This window comes from Microbacterium sp. GCS4 (assembly GCF_001262495.1).
GTDB lineage: Bacteria > Actinomycetota > Actinomycetes > Actinomycetales > Microbacteriaceae > Microbacterium.
On sequence record NZ_LGYE01000001.1, the window covers coordinates 632,942 to 646,885 of the forward strand.

Annotated in this window: 12 protein-coding genes; 3 read left to right on the top strand and 9 right to left on the bottom strand. The window is 68.7% G+C overall.

Annotation, left to right across the window (positions count from 1 at the left end):
* Nucleotides 1-28 precede the first annotated feature (28 nt).
* The 4 genes from infB to AKH00_RS03225 form a co-directional block, all read right to left on the bottom strand.
* Nucleotides 29-2,800: a translation initiation factor IF-2 gene (gene infB, locus AKH00_RS03215; protein ID WP_050721250.1), complete on the bottom strand. Its 2,772-nt coding sequence runs from the start codon at nucleotides 2,798-2,800 to the stop codon at nucleotides 29-31.
* Nucleotides 2,801-2,859: 59 nt separating this feature from the next.
* The gene (locus AKH00_RS17565; RefSeq protein ID WP_082297371.1) at nucleotides 2,860-3,135 is read right to left on the bottom strand and encodes a YlxR family protein; all 276 of its coding nucleotides are present in this window, start codon (nucleotides 3,133-3,135) and stop codon (nucleotides 2,860-2,862) included.
* Nucleotides 3,136-3,194: 59 nt separating this feature from the next.
* Nucleotides 3,195-4,178, bottom strand: coding sequence for a transcription termination factor NusA (gene nusA, locus AKH00_RS03220; protein ID WP_050721251.1), 984 nt, complete (start codon nucleotides 4,176-4,178; stop codon nucleotides 3,195-3,197).
* 126 nt (nucleotides 4,179-4,304) lie between these two features.
* Nucleotides 4,305-5,345, bottom strand: coding sequence for a TIGR00730 family Rossman fold protein (locus AKH00_RS03225; protein ID WP_050721252.1), 1,041 nt, complete (start codon nucleotides 5,343-5,345; stop codon nucleotides 4,305-4,307).
* A 147-nt stretch (nucleotides 5,346-5,492) separates the two neighbouring features.
* On the opposite strand from AKH00_RS03225, the gene AKH00_RS03230 reads away from it, so the two are divergent.
* Nucleotides 5,493-5,996: a pyridoxamine 5'-phosphate oxidase family protein gene (locus AKH00_RS03230; RefSeq protein ID WP_050721253.1), complete on the top strand. Its 504-nt coding sequence runs from the start codon at nucleotides 5,493-5,495 to the stop codon at nucleotides 5,994-5,996.
* Between the two features lie 67 nt (nucleotides 5,997-6,063).
* Here the strand turns inward: AKH00_RS03230 and AKH00_RS03235 are convergent, their stop codons facing one another.
* Together AKH00_RS03235 and AKH00_RS03240 are read right to left on the bottom strand one after the other, a co-directional pair.
* A complete protein-coding gene (locus AKH00_RS03235) occupies nucleotides 6,064-7,821 on the bottom strand; it encodes a proline--tRNA ligase (protein ID WP_050721254.1) in 1,758 nt (585 codons plus the stop codon).
* A 42-nt stretch (nucleotides 7,822-7,863) separates the two neighbouring features.
* Complete coding sequence (locus tag AKH00_RS03240) at nucleotides 7,864-8,634, bottom strand: isocitrate lyase/PEP mutase family protein (protein WP_050721255.1); 771 nt, start codon at nucleotides 8,632-8,634, stop codon at nucleotides 7,864-7,866.
* 690 nt (nucleotides 8,635-9,324) lie between these two features.
* Between AKH00_RS03240 and AKH00_RS03250 the strand changes: the two genes are divergently transcribed.
* Nucleotides 9,325-10,740, top strand: coding sequence for an RNB domain-containing ribonuclease (locus tag AKH00_RS03250; protein WP_050721257.1), 1,416 nt, complete (start codon nucleotides 9,325-9,327; stop codon nucleotides 10,738-10,740).
* Complete coding sequence (locus tag AKH00_RS03255) at nucleotides 10,737-11,444, top strand: nucleotidyltransferase domain-containing protein (RefSeq protein WP_050721258.1); 708 nt, start codon at nucleotides 10,737-10,739, stop codon at nucleotides 11,442-11,444. Before AKH00_RS03250 ends, AKH00_RS03255 begins: the two co-directional genes overlap by 4 nt.
* A 15-nt stretch (nucleotides 11,445-11,459) precedes the next feature.
* Here the strand turns inward: AKH00_RS03255 and AKH00_RS03260 are convergent, their stop codons facing one another.
* The 3 genes from AKH00_RS03260 to ispG are packed head-to-tail and all read right to left on the bottom strand — an operon-like array spanning nucleotide 11,460 to nucleotide 13,893.
* Nucleotides 11,460-12,332, bottom strand: coding sequence for a hypothetical protein (locus AKH00_RS03260; RefSeq protein WP_050721259.1), 873 nt, complete (start codon nucleotides 12,330-12,332; stop codon nucleotides 11,460-11,462).
* Nucleotides 12,333-12,374: 42 nt separating this feature from the next.
* Nucleotides 12,375-12,707, bottom strand: a complete 333-nt coding sequence (locus AKH00_RS03265; protein ID WP_050721260.1) for a nuclear transport factor 2 family protein — start codon at nucleotides 12,705-12,707, stop codon at nucleotides 12,375-12,377.
* Nucleotides 12,708-12,741: 34 nt separating this feature from the next.
* The gene (gene ispG / locus AKH00_RS03270; RefSeq protein WP_200903785.1) at nucleotides 12,742-13,893 is read right to left on the bottom strand and encodes a flavodoxin-dependent (E)-4-hydroxy-3-methylbut-2-enyl-diphosphate synthase; all 1,152 of its coding nucleotides are present in this window, start codon (nucleotides 13,891-13,893) and stop codon (nucleotides 12,742-12,744) included.
* Nucleotides 13,894-13,944: the final 51 nt, after the last annotated feature.

A 13,944-nucleotide genomic window follows, 5' to 3' on the forward strand; every position in this document is an offset into this window, starting at 1 on the left:
GCTCCTCGCTCAACGACCGCGGTGGGGATCAGCCGCGCGGCTTCTCGACCATCTCGGTGGTCTCGATCTCGTCGCCGATCTGGATGTCGTTGTACTTGCCGAGACCGATACCGGCCTCGTAGTCCGTGCGGACCTCGGTGACGTCGTCCTTGAAGCGACGCAGCGACTCGATGGCCAGGCCATCGGCGAGCACGACGCCGTCACGGATGACGCGCGCCTTGGCGTTGCGCGTGATCGTTCCGGAGCGGACGATGACACCGGCGATGTTGCCGAACTTCGAGGAGCGGAACACCTCGCGGATCTCGGCGACACCCGACTGGACCTCTTCGTACTCCGGCTTGAGCATGCCCTTGAGCGAGCTCTCGATCTCGTCGATCGCGTTGTAGATGACGGAGTAGAACCGGATGTCCACGCCCTCGCGCTGAGCGCGCTCGCGCGCCTTCGTGTCGGGACGGACGTTGAAGCCCACGATGATCGCGTTGTCGATCGTCGCGAGGTTCACGTCGGATTCGGTGATCGCACCCACACCGCGGTGGATGATGCGCAGCTGCACCGACTCGTCGACCTCGATCTTGAGCAGCGACTCCTCGAGCGCCTCGACGGCACCCGAGACGTCACCCTTGATGATGAGGTTGAGCGACTCGACCTTGCCCTCTTCGAGAGCACGGGTGAAGTCCTCGAGCGAGATGCGCTTGCGGGCCTTGGCCAGCTGGGCGTTGCGCTCGACGGCCTCGCGCTTCTCGGCGATCTGACGGGCCATGCGGTCTTCCTCGGTCACGATGAAGACGTCGCCGGCACGCGGCACCGAGTTGAGACCCTGCACCTGCACGGGGCGCGACGGGAAGGCCTCGAGGACCTGCTCGCCGTTCTCGTCCGCCATCGCACGGACGCGGCCGTACGCCGTACCCGCGACGATCGCGTCGCCGACGCGGAGCGTTCCGGACTGGATGAGCACCGTGGCGACCGAACCGCGACCCTTGTCGAGCTTCGCCTCGATGGCGACACCGCGAGCTGCCTTGTTCGGGTTGGCCGTGAGGTCGAGTCCGGCGTCGGCCGTGAGCAGCACAGCGTCCAGGAGGTCCTGGATGCCGGTTCCGGCACGAGCCGAGACGTCGACGAACATGACGTCGCCGCCGTACTCCTCGGCGACCAGACCGTACTCGGTGAGCTGCTGACGCACCTTGGCCGGGTTGGCCTCGGGCTTGTCGACCTTATTCACTGCGACCACGATCGGCACGTTCGCCGCCTGAGCGTGGTTCAGCGCCTCGACCGTCTGCGGCATGATGCCGTCGTCGGCCGCGACCACGAGGATCGCAAGGTCGGTCACCTGCGCACCACGGGCACGCATGGCGGTGAACGCCTCGTGACCCGGGGTGTCGATGAAGGTGACGGCACGCTCGACGCCCTCGTGCTCGGTCCACACCTGGTAGGCACCGATGTGCTGGGTGATGCCGCCGGCCTCGCCCTCGATGACGTTGGTCTGACGGATCGCGTCGAGCAGTCGCGTCTTACCGTGGTCGACGTGACCCATGACGGTGACCACCGGAGGACGGATCTCGAGGTCGTCCTCGCTCTCCGCCTCCAGCTCCGCCTCGAGGTCGAGACCGAAGCCCTCGAGGAGCTCCTTGTCCTCGTCCTCGGGCGAGACCATCTGGATCTTGTAGCCGAGCTCCTCGCCGAGGACCTCGAACGTCGCCTCGTCCAGCGACTCGGTGGCCGTGGCCATCTCTCCGAGGTTGAAGAGGATGGTGACGAGCGTTCCGGGCTGGACCGTGTAGCCGGTCAGCGTCTCGATCTTGTCGGCGAAGTCCGCGATGGACGCGCCGCGACGCATGCGGATCGTCTCGCCGTTGCCGCGGGTGACGTTGACGCCGCCGACGACCGGAGCACTCCGCATCTCGAACTCTTGCCGCTTCGCCCGCCGCGACTTGCGCTGCTTGCTCTTGCCGCCGCCCTTGCCGAAGGCACCTGCGGTACCGCCGCCGGGGCCGCGACCACGGCCGCCGCCACCGGGACGTCCGGCGAAACCGCCGCCGGGACGAGCACCGGGTCCGCCGGCACCGGGTCCGCCAGCGCCGCCGGGACGACCGGGGCCGCCGGGACGCTGCTGGAACGGTGCGCCGGGACGACCGCCCTGGCCGCCGCGAGGGGCGCCGGGACGGGGCGAGCCGGGACGCGGAGCGCCGGGACGCGGTGCGCCGGGACGAGGAGCCTGCGGGCGCGGGATGTTGCCGGGCGTCGGGCGCTGGCCCATGCCCTGCGCCGAGGCGAAGGGGTTGTTGCCGGGACGGGGTCCGGTCGGGCGCTGGCCCATGCCCTGGTTCGAGGCGAAGGGGTTGTTGCCGGGACGGGGGGCGCCGGGCTTCGGCGCGCTGTCTCCAGCGGGCTTGGACCCGCCTTCAGCGCCGGGCTTCGGGGCACCGTCGGACGACTTCGGGGCAGCGGGTCCCGGCTTGGCCGCAGCCGGGCCGGGGGTCGCCGCAGGAGCCTCCGCCGGGGCTGCGGGAGCCTCGGGGGCCGGGGCCGGCTTGGGGCCGGGCTTCGGACCGGGGGTCGGCGCCGCGCTCTTGGCAGCAGCCGGCTTCGCCGCAGCGGGCTTGGCGGCGGGAGCCGCCTCACCCGAGGACTTCAGCGAGGGGTCGGCCTCGATCGCCGCACGCAGCTTGCGCGCCACCGGCGGTTCGATGGTCGAAGAGGGGCTCTTGACGAACTCTCCGAGTTCCTTGAGCTTCGCAAGTGCGACCTTGCTGTCGACGCCGAACTCAGCGGCGATCTCATGTACGCGTGGTTTACCAGCCACAATTCTCCTGTCTGGGTCGGTCTGCCCAGACAGGGCAGACCACTAGTCGCGGACGGGTCTCATTTCGAGCCGTTCACTTTGTTTCCATAGCTGTTCAGCCTTTGTTTCTCGATGGTCTGCGTGTCCAGGGGACCGGACACGCGCAATGCTCGTCCGAAAGCACGTCGCCGCAGCGCGGCATCCATGCATTCCTGCGTCGGATGCAGCCACGCGCCCCTTCCCGGCAGGACGGCATGCTCATCGATGATGAGGACGTCGTTCTGGGACACCACCCTGAGAAGGGCGGAGCGGGAAGCACGCGTGCGACAGCCGACGCACGTTCGTACGGGTTCCATCTTACACCTGCGTTCCCACCCGACTCGCGCCGGCGGGGCGAGTCGGGTGTCGGAATGGGTCAGTCCAGGACGCTGTCGGGCTGGATGTCGATCTTCGCGCCCGTCAGCTTGGCGGCGAGTCGGGCGTTCTGCCCCTCCTTGCCGATCGCGAGCGAGAGCTGGTAGTCGGGCACGAGGGCGCGAACGGCCTTGGTGCCCGCATCCAGGATGAACGAGCTCGTCACCTTCGCGGGTGACAGCGCGTTCGCGACGAACGCCGCGAGCTCGGGGTTGTAGTCGACGATGTCGATCTTCTCCCCTGCCAGCTCCTCGGTCACGGCCCGCACACGGCGGCCCATCTCCCCGATGCAGGCGCCCTTGGCGTTGATGGAGGGGTCGTTGGCCTTGACCGCGATCTTCGTGCGGTGACCGGCCTCTCGCGCGAGCGAGACGATCTCCACGAGACCCGCCGCGATCTCGGGCACCTCGAGGGCGAACAGCTTGCGCACCAGGCCCGGATGCGTGCGGGAGACGGTGATCTGCGGACCCTTGAGTCCTTTCGCGACGCTCGTGACGTACACGCGCAGGCGCGAGCCGTGCGTGTACTCCTCGCCGGGGACCTGCTCCTCGGGCGGGAGGATCGCCTCGACCGTACCGAGGTCGACGTGGATCATGCGCGGGTTCGGACCCTGCTGGATCACGCCGGCGACGATGTCGCCTTCCTTGTCCTTGAAGTCGCCCAGAACCACGTCGTCGGCGATGTCGCGCAGGCGCTGACTGATCACCTGCTTGGCGGCGAAGGCCGCGATGCGTCCGAAGTCGTCGGGAGTCGCGTCCTCCTCGCCGATGACGGCGCCTTCGTCGTCCTTCACGGCCTGGAGCACGGCGACGTGCCCGCTGCGGCGATCGAGTTCGACGCGCACGCCCTCGGGCGTCGCGCCGTCGGCCGAGACATGCTTCGAGTAGGCGGTCAGGATGGCCTGTTCGATGATCGCGACGAGTTCGTCGAAGGGGATCGCCTTCTCCTTCTCGATCCCACGCAGCAGACTCAGTTCGATATCCATGACGGCTCCCTATTCAGCTCTCGTCGCGCCGGTTCGCACGCGCGACATCCGTACAACGATACCGTGTGCCCGCATCCTCGTGCCACGACGGCGGCGACGGACGCGGAGCGGATGCCGCAGGGGCGCTCAGGCAGCGGGAGCGCCGGCCAGGTCGTTGATCGCGCCGATGAGTCGGAACAGGTTCCCCACCTGACGCTGGTCGAGGTGCAGCGCCAGCCGTGGGAGGTGCAGCACGTCGTCATCGGCGACCTCCGGCGACCGCGGCAAGGTCCGTTCGATGCGTCCGCTCGACAGCATCCCGCCGAAGCGTGCGTTGAGATCGGCGATCTCCGCATCCGTCGGCTCGGAGCGCAACCGCAGCACGAGGGTGTCGCCCACCCAGCGAAGCGAGTCGTAGTTGCGCCAGAACCCCGCGATCTCCGCCACTGCGGCCTCGACGGAGTCGGTGACCACGACGCGGTCGAAGTCGCCCTCGGAGATCACCCCTGTCGGCGCGAGATCCTCGTCGACGAAACGCTTGAGACCGTTCCAGAATGTGCCGCCCCGCTCGTCGAGCAGCACGATGGGAGTGGGCTCGGCCTTGCCCGTCTGCTGCAGCGTCAGCAGCTCGAACATCTCGTCGAGCGTCCCGAACCCGCCGGGCAGGCAGATGAAGCCGCTGGACTCCTTGATGAGCATGAGCTTGCGAGTGAAGAAGTACTTCATTGCGACGACGTGGTCGCTGCCCGCGACCAGGCTGTTCGCCTTCTCCTCGAAGGGCAGCCGGATCGACACGCCGAGCGACAACGCGGGTCCCGCGCCCTCCGCGGCGGCCTGCATGATGCCCGGCCCGGCCCCGGTCACGACCATCCAGCCGTCGGTCGCGAGCGCTGCGGCGACATCCCGCGCCTGCACGTAGAGCGGGTCGTCCGTGCGCGTGCGCGCGGAGCCGAAGACCGTGACCTTGGGGACGCCTCGGTAGGGCGCGAAGAGCCGGAACGCGTCGCGCATCTCCGCGAGGGCAGCGGAGGCGATCTTGAGGTCGAGGCGCTCGGTGTCGTCCTCCCCCAGCAGCACCGCCGTGCGCATCATGCGCATCACGAGGCGACGATCGGTGCGCACGCCGGCCTCGTCGAGCACGGCGTTGATCTCGGCGGCCAGGGACTCCGGCAGCGGTTCCTCTGTCATGCCTCCACCCTGTCACGCACGAGAGCGGGCACGGCCGTCGAAACGCCGCCGGTTCACCGCGTCGTCACCCGACGTCCACGCGGATCACGGCGACCGGCTCCTGTCAACTCCCCTGCCGTCGCGCCGGGTCGGCGGGAGGATCGTCCCATGACAGAGATCACCGGCCCGGAAGCACTCGCCCGCGTCACCGCCCTCGTCGAGGACATCGACTTCACCATGCTCACGACAGTCGACGACGACGGCAACCTCGTCAGCCGGCCCATGTCGACCCGGCAGATGGACGAGTCCGGCGACATCTGGTTCTTCACCTCGGAGGACACCGAGAAGGTCGAGGAGGCGCAGGAGCACCGGCAGGTCGGACTCGCGTACTGCGACGCGAAGGGCATGCGTTACGTCTCCGTCGCCGGCACGGCGAGCATCGTGCGCGACCGTCGGAAGATGGAGGAGCTCTACTCCCCCTCCCTCGACATCTGGTTCGAGGACGGACTAGACACCCCCGGGGTCGTGCTGCTGAAGGTCACGCCCGTCGTCACGGAGTTCTGGGAGTCGTCCAAGGGCCCGATCGCGATGGCCGCCGGAGCACTGAAGGCGCTCGTCACCCGCGACACGCCCGACGACGACATCATGGACCACGGACGCATCGTCTGCTGACGCCGTCCCCTCGGAGAGCGACGAACGCCGCACCCGTCGAACGGGTGCGGCGTTCGTCGTCGATCCTCTAGCGGCGTGCGAGCGTTGCGATGGCCTCCGCCACCGAGACGGTGTCCCGGTCTCCGGAGGCGCGGTCCCACAGTTCGACCTGTCCGTCGGCGGCACCGCGTCCGACGATCACGATCTTCGGGACGCCGACGAGCTCGGCATCGCCGAACTTGACTCCCGGCGAGACCTTCGGACGGTCGTCGTAGAGCACGTCGAGGCCCGATGCCTCGAGCTGTGCCGAGATGTCGGCGGCGACCTCGAACGCCACCTGATCGCGGCCGGCAGCCACGACCTGGACGTCGAACGGGGCGACCGACGCCGGCCAGATCAGTCCCTTGTCGTCGTTGTTCAGCTCGGCGATGATCGCGAGGATGCGGGTGACGCCGATGCCGTACGAGCCCATGGTCACGGTGACGAGCTTGCCGTTCTCGTCGAGGACCTTGAGTCCGAGAGTCTCGGCGAAGAATCGGCCCAGCTGGAACACGTGTCCGATCTCCATGCCCCGGGCGAGTTCCACGGGGCCAGAGCCGTCGGGCGCGGGGTCACCGGCGCGGACGTTCGCGATCTCGATGATGCCGTCGGCCTCGAAGTCGCGGCCTGCGACGACGGAGTGCGCATGCTTCTGGTCGATGTTCGCGCCGGTGATCCAGCTCGTGCCCTCGCTCACGCGCGGGTCGACGAGGTAGCGGATGCCGGTAGCCGATTCCTCGCCCAAGACGGCGCCGGTCGGCGACCAGGGTCCGATGTACCCCTTGACCAGAAGAGGGTTGTTCTCGAAGTCCTCGGACGTCGCGGTCTCCACCTCTGCGGGTGCGAACGCGACCTCGGCGCGCTTCTCGTCGACGTCGCGATCCCCGGGGATGCCGACGACGACGAGCTCGCGCGTGCCGTCGAGGTGCGTCAAGGCGAGCACGACGTTCTTGAGCGTGTCCGCCGCGGTGTACTCGCCGTCCAGATGCGCGTTCGAGTGCGCGACGAGCGTCTCGATCGTCGGTGTGTCCGGTGAGTCGAACACCTCGGGTGCGGCATCGGGGTCGAAGGCGACCGCTTCGGGCACTGCCGTGGAGAAGGCCTCGACGTTCGCGGCGAATCCGCCGGCGCTTCGGACGAACGTGTCCTCTCCGACGGGCGTCGGGTGAAGGAACTCCTCGCTGCGAGCGCCACCCATGAGGCCGTTGTCGGCGTTCACGATCACGTACTCGAGGCCGAGACGCTGGAAGATGCGCTCGTACGCATCGCGCTGCGCCTGATAGCTGACGTCGAGTCCTGCATCCGAGGAGTCGAAGGAGTAGGCGTCCTTCATCGTGAACTCTCGGCCGCGGAGCAGGCCTGCACGGGGACGTGCCTCGTCGCGGTACTTGTCCTGGATCTGGTAGATCGTGAGAGGGAGGTCCTTGTACGACGAGTACAGGTCCTTCACGAGGAGCGTGAACATCTCCTCGTGGGTGGGGGCGAGCAGATAGTCCGCGCCCTTGCGATCCTGGAGACGGAAGATCCCGTCGCCGTATGACTCCCACCGTCCGGAGAGCTCGTAGGGCTCGCGCGGTAGCAGCGCGGGGAAGTGCACTTCCTGGGCTCCTGCGTTGCTCATCTCATCGCGGATGATCGCCTCGATCCTGGCCTTCACCTTGAGACCGAGCGGCAGCCACGTGAACACTCCTGGAGCTGCGCGGCGGATGTATCCGGCGCGGATGAGCAGCTTGTGGCTGGTGACCTCTGCCTCGGCAGGGTCTTCGCGGAGCGTACGGAGGAAGAAGTTGGAGAGACGAGTGACCACGGGCCAAGTCTAGTGACCGGCGGCCACCCGTCCTCACGTCGGTCAGTTGAGGGCGGGAAGCCCCTGCGGGATGACTCCACCGGCGTAGAGGCTCGCGGCGAGCTCCTGCGTGGCCGTCAGCGCGACGCGCTGCGGCAGCGGTCCGTACGAGATGCGTGCCACGCCGAGCTTCTCGTACTCGGAGGCGGCGAGCGCACCGGGGAGGCCGATCACGCTGACCTTGCCCTCGCCGATGCCGTCGACGAGCTGCCGGGTGACGGCCGCGTCGAGCATCCCGGGCACGAAAACGCACGTGGCGCCGGCGTCGAGGAAGGCCCGTCCGCGCTGGATCGCATCGGCGACGCTCTCGGCGATCGGACGATGACCTGCACGCACGAAGGCGTCGGTGCGGGCGTTGAGCGCGAAGGGCACACCCTCCGCCTCGGCGGCCTTGACGATGGCCTCGACCGCTGCGACGGACTCGTCGAGCGGCTTGAGACGGTCCTCGACGTTCGCGCCGACGACGCCTGCCTGGATCGCGAAGCGCGTGGTCTCGCCCGCATTCTCGTAGCCGTCGTCGAGGTCGGCCGTGACGGGAACGGACACGGATGCCGCGATGCGACCCACCATGTCGATCATGATGTCGCGAGGCGTCGCGCCGTCGTCGTATCCGAAGGACGCGGCGACGCCGTGGCCCGCGGTCGCGATCGCCTTCGTCTCGGGCAGTGCCGCGACGGCGCGTGCGGACACGACGTCCCACACGTTCACGACGCGGAGGATCTCCGGTGCTTCGTACAGTCCGATGAGGGTCTTGGCCTTGTCAGCAGTGGTCATGCCTCCACGCTAACGCGAGCGGCGGGGGCATGGGCCGGAGTCGGGGTTCTCTTCGGCGGCTCACCGGCGGCCGTCTCTGTAGCATCCCAGCACTCCGATACTCGCGCTCTCCTCTTGCGGTTTTCACTCGTGATCTGGGCTCGACGGACGCGCACCGATCGACCTGGATACCGCACGTCGCCTGGCCGGCGCGGCACCCGGCTTGGACCGGGTGCTCACCCATCCCATAACGGGCTCGGTTCTCGCAGTCGATCGACATCGCCCCTCGGCCGATCTCAAGCGACTGCTGCGAGCGCGCGATCAGCGCTGCCGCTTCCCCACCTGCGGATTCTCCGCGCGCGACTGCGATCTCGACCACACGCAGGACCACGCGCTCGGCGGTGAGACGTCCTCGGCGAACCTCGCTCCGCTCTGCCGGCGTCATCACACTCTGAAACACCACAGCCCATGGCACGTCGAGAATCTCGGCGGCGGCTTCCTCTCGTGGACAAGTCCGACCGGACGCGTGTACCTCGATGCCCCGCCGACACCGAGCGAGTCGCAGACGATGGCCTACGCGACTCCGCCGTTCTGAGACTGTGCGGCAGGTCACCGTTGCCTGCAGCGCCACCATCGCTGTCCGCATGCCCGCGCCCCGCGCGCTCACCCACCTCCGAGCACCCACTCCGGACATCCGCTTAGGGTGGGGGCATGCCTCAGCGCCGCTCACATGTCGCCCCGTCCGCCGCGCAGACTGAGCTGGCTGCAGCACTCGCCTCGCTGCGCGAGTCTCTCGACGCGCCCGCGGAGTTCCCGTCCGCGGTGCTGGCCGAGGCCGAGGCATCGACCGCCCCCGCCCCCGCGCTCGATCTTCGAGAAATCCCGTTCGCGACGCTCGATCCGAAGGGGTCGCGCGATCTCGACCAGGCGTTCCAGCTCGAACGCCGTGGGTCGGGGTACACCGTGCGTTACGCGATCGCCGACGTCCCCGGGTTCGTGGCTCCGTGCGGCGCGGTCGACACCGAGGCGCGGCGCCGCGGCCAGACCCTCTACGCCGCCGACGGAACGATCCCGCTGCACCCCAGGGTGCTGAGCGAGGACCGTGCGTCGCTGCTCCCGGAGGTCGAGCGTCCTGCGCTCGTCTGGACTTTCGCCCTCGACGAGGCCGGACTGGTCGAGGACTTCCGTCTCGAACGCGCGCTCCTCCGCTCCCGGGTGCAGCTCGACTACACCACAACGCAGGCATCGCTGGACCGTGGCGAAGACGGACCCGCCGCGCTACTGCCGGAGATCGGAGCGCTGCGGGTCGAGCAGGAGCGGCTGCGCGGCGGAGCCAGTCTGAACCTCCCGGACGAGGAGGTCGTGCGCACGGAGGACGGCGGCTACGCGATCGAGCGACGGCATCCGCTCCCCGTCGAGGAATGGAACGCCCAGCTCTCGCTCATGACCGGCATGGCCGCCGCGTCGCTCATGCTCGATGCGAAGGTCGGCATCCTTCGGACGATGCCCCAGCCCGACGAGAAGGCGTTCGACGCGTTCCGACACCAGACCGAGGCGCTCGGACGGCCGTGGACGACCGGACGCTACGGCGACTATCTTCGCGATCTGGATCGAGCGGACCCTCTCACACTCCCGGTGCTGGAGGCGGCGGCGACACTCTTCCGCGGAGCCGGCTACGCGACGTTCGACGGATCGCTCCCCTCGTCCACCGAGCAGGCCGCGATCGCCGCGCCCTACGCCCACGCCACGGCACCGCTTCGTCGTCTCGTGGATCGCTGGTCGCTGGCGATCTGCCTCGCGGTCTCGGAAGGGCGGGACGTTCCGGCCTGGGCCAGGGACTCGCTCGCCGACATCCCCGGACTCATGCAGGAGTCCGGGCAGCGCGCCTCGAAGCTCGACGCGCAGACCGTCAACTGCGTCGAGGCAGCTCTGCTCACACCCCTGGTCGGCACGGTCGTCGACGCGACCGTGATCGAGATTCGTGGTGAGCGGGCGAGCGTGCAGATCGCGGACCCGGCGGTGACGGCATCCGCTCCCGTGCCGCCCGACACGGCGCCCGGATCCGTCGTGCGTCTCCGCATCGTCGACACCGACATCTCCGCCGGCACCGTGGACTTCGCTCTGTGACGCACTCCGCAGCAGAGAACCCCCTCGCCGTCGCCGAGCGTTTCGTCGCCGCCCGCTTCCCCCGCGCCGCCATCGCGATCGTCGCCGGAAGCACCGCTCGCGGCGACCGCACCGCGAGCAGCGACATCGACCTGTTGCTAATCGGAGACGATCTCTTCGACGACGACCGGCAGAGCGAAGCCTCGACGCACGATTTCCACGGCGAAGTGCTCGAGGTCTTCGCCTACGCCCATAGCGGCTTCGAGGAATGGGCTCGGCGCGGCATCGATCAGCATCGCCCCGTCATCGTGCACATGCTGATCGAGGGCACGGCGATCCGCGACGACGGAGGTCTCGCGGGTCTCCGTTCGACGTGGCGCCCGGTGCTGGACGCGGGTCCGGTCCTGAACGATGCGGAGTCGCGGTTCCGCCGCTACGTGATCACGGACGTGCTCGACGACCTCCGCGACGCGACCGATCCGCTCGAGCGCCGAGTGGAGGCATCCCTGCTGTTCGAACGGATCGCAGAGCTCATGCTCCTCGACGCCGGTCGATGGATCGCGGCCGGCAAGTGGCTGCCCCGACGGCTCCGCGCTCTGGACCCGGCACGAGCCGAACGACTGAGCGCTCCCCTGCTCGCGAACGACTTCGACCTCTTCGCCGCACGCGTCGACGAGGAGCTCGAGCGCGCGGGCGGCCGCGTGCAGGGCGGTTTCGTGCGCTGAGATCGGCCCGCGCGCTCAGGCGGGCACGACGGTTGTCGTCATCACGAGCAGCTGCGGGTCGCTGAGGTCGAGTGCGACCGTGATCGACGCGAACTCGGAGAGAGATGCCGCGTGCGTGCCACCGCACAGGATCTCGGCCGTCCCCTCGGGCAGCGCGCACTGCCAGGTACGGCGATCCACGATCGTCGGACCGGCCGGCACGACACGACTCTCCGCGCCGGAGTCCACCCAGTCGGCGAGCTTCGCGTTGATCGCCGCGACCCGCTCGTCGAGCGTGGCGGCGAACGTCTCGGTGTCGAATCCCGCACGACGCAGACTCTTGCCGAGCCGGTACTCGTCGACGGAGCCGTCCTCGTGGATCCGGCTCGACTGATTCGCCCTGCCCTCGAAGTCGGGGGTCCCGAGTGCGTCGGCGCCGGGGTCCTTCCGCCACAGGTCGGCGAGCGCGAGATCGAGAGCGAGTGAGGCGAGGTGGCACGCCGTATGCCCTCGGCTCAGGCCCGCGCGGCGCGACTCGTCGACGTGCAGCCCGACCTCCGCGCCGGGGACGAGCCACGTCGGCGCTTCGCCCTCGATCGGATGAGCGACCAGCCACGTCCAGCCCTCGACGCCGCGCTTCACGGGGATGTCCGTCCCGATCGCGAGCACGCCCTCGTCGGACACTGCGGCCATGACCGCCTCCGTCACCCCGACGGAGGAATCCTCGAGGTCGATGACTCCGCTGTCACCGGGCTGGTCCGGCCAGGTGTGGTCCACGGGGTGGAACGGCGTCCGGTCCACGATGACGACCGTGCCCGCATCCTGCTCCTCCACCCGCTGGACGGTGCCGGTTCCCCGGACCGCGCCTTCCGTGAACGAGACGACGGTGGACGAGAGCGAGTCGGTCATGACATCAACTCTTCCACAGGCCGCTGCCTCGAGACCTCACCCTCAGTGCGCAGGCGGGATCGTGAAGCTGGCGAGCCGCTCGCCGTCCGTCACGAAGATGCCGTCCGACTCCCCCGTGAACTTGCGGCTGACCCAGTCGAAGCGGATGCGGGTGGTGTCGCCCTCCGTGGACGAGGACAGCACCGTCATCCGTGCACCTGCTCCGATGGCGTCGGTCCCGGCCCAGGCACGGATCCCATCGGGCCCCGCTTTGACCGTGCCCCAGTCGCTCACGAACCCGTCGGCGGTGAACGCATCGACGAAGGCCTCCGTGTCGGCCGCGTTGATCGCGTCGATCATCCTCTGCACGGGGGCCGGAAGGTCGGAAGAGGGCATCAGTGCCTCCTGTCTGAAGATCGACGCGGGTGGATCAGGCCGTGACGACCTGCGCGGTGCCGAGCGGTGCGTCGGGTCCCATCTCGGCAGCGATGCGATTGGCTTCCTCGATCAGCGTCGCGACGATGTCCGCTTCCGGCACGGTCTTGATGACCTCGCCCTTGACGAAGATCTGCCCCTTGCCGTTTCCGGACGCGACTCCGAGGTCGGCCTCACGCGCCTCGCCCGGCCCGTTGACGACGCATCCCATGACCGCCACTCGCAGCGGGACCGTCATGTCCTTGAGACCGTCCGTGACGTTCTCGGCGAGCGTGTACACGTCGACCTGAGCGCGACCGCACGAGGGGCACGAGACGATCTCGAGCTTGCGCTCGCGCAGGTTCAGCGACTGCAGGATCTGGTGTCCGACCTTGACCTCCTCGGCGGGAGGAGCGGAGAGCGAGACGCGGATGGTGTCGCCGATGCCTTCGCCCAGGAGGATGCCGAACGCCGTGGCGCTCTTGATCGTGCCCTGGAACGCGGGGCCGGCCTCGGTGACGCCGAGGTGAAGCGGCCAGTCGCCCCGCTCGGCGAGCTGCCGGTAGGCCTTGACCATCACGATCGGGTCGTTGTGCTTGACGGAGATCTTGAAGTCGTGGAAGTCGTGCTCCTCGAACAGCGAGGCCTCCCACACGGCGCTCTCGACGAGCGCCTCGGCCGTGGCCTTGCCGTACTTGGCGAGAATGCGCTTGTCGAGCGAGCCGGCATTCACACCGATCCGCAGGGAGACCCCCGCAGCCTTGGCCGCCGCGGCGATCTTGCCCACGTTGCCGTCGAACTCGCGGATGTTGCCCGGGTTCACGCGGACCGCACCACAGCCGGCGTCGATCGCGGTGTAGATGTAACGGGGCTGGAAGTGGATGTCGGCGATCACGGGGATCTGGCTCTTCATCGCGATGATCTTGAGCGCGTCCGCGTCGTCCTGGTGAGGCACGGCGACGCGCACGATCTCGCAACCGGATGCCGTCAGCTCGGCGATCTGCTGAAGGGTGCCGTTGATGTCCGTGGTCTTCGTCGTCGTCATCGACTGCACGCTGACGGGAGCGCCGCCGCCGACGAGCACCTTGCCGACTTTGATCTGGCGGGACTTGCGTCGCGGGGCGAGGACCTCGGGGACCTTCGGCATTCCGATATTCACTGCTGGCACATGCTCAGCCTACGCCGCTGAGATGCACGAGGGCTGGATGTCAGGCCCACC

What these genes read in the sequence shown, in the direction of transcription:
- AKH00_RS17565 (WP_082297371.1), bottom strand. Translation starts at nt 3,135, where the DNA reads ATGGAACCCGTACGAACGTGCGTCGGCTGTCGCACGCGTGCTTCCCGC.
- nusA (WP_050721251.1), bottom strand. Translation starts at nt 4,178, where the DNA reads ATGGATATCGAACTGAGTCTGCTGCGTGGGATCGAGAAGGAGAAGGCG.
- AKH00_RS03225 (WP_050721252.1), bottom strand. Translation starts at nt 5,345, where the DNA reads ATGACAGAGGAACCGCTGCCGGAGTCCCTGGCCGCCGAGATCAACGCC.
- AKH00_RS03230 (WP_050721253.1), top strand. Translation starts at nt 5,493, where the DNA reads ATGACAGAGATCACCGGCCCGGAAGCACTCGCCCGCGTCACCGCCCTC.
- AKH00_RS03240 (WP_050721255.1), bottom strand. Translation starts at nt 8,634, where the DNA reads ATGACCACTGCTGACAAGGCCAAGACCCTCATCGGACTGTACGAAGCA.
- AKH00_RS03250 (WP_050721257.1), top strand. Translation starts at nt 9,325, where the DNA reads ATGCCTCAGCGCCGCTCACATGTCGCCCCGTCCGCCGCGCAGACTGAG.
- AKH00_RS03260 (WP_050721259.1), bottom strand. Translation starts at nt 12,332, where the DNA reads ATGACCGACTCGCTCTCGTCCACCGTCGTCTCGTTCACGGAAGGCGCG.
- AKH00_RS03265 (WP_050721260.1), bottom strand. Translation starts at nt 12,707, where the DNA reads ATGCCCTCTTCCGACCTTCCGGCCCCCGTGCAGAGGATGATCGACGCG.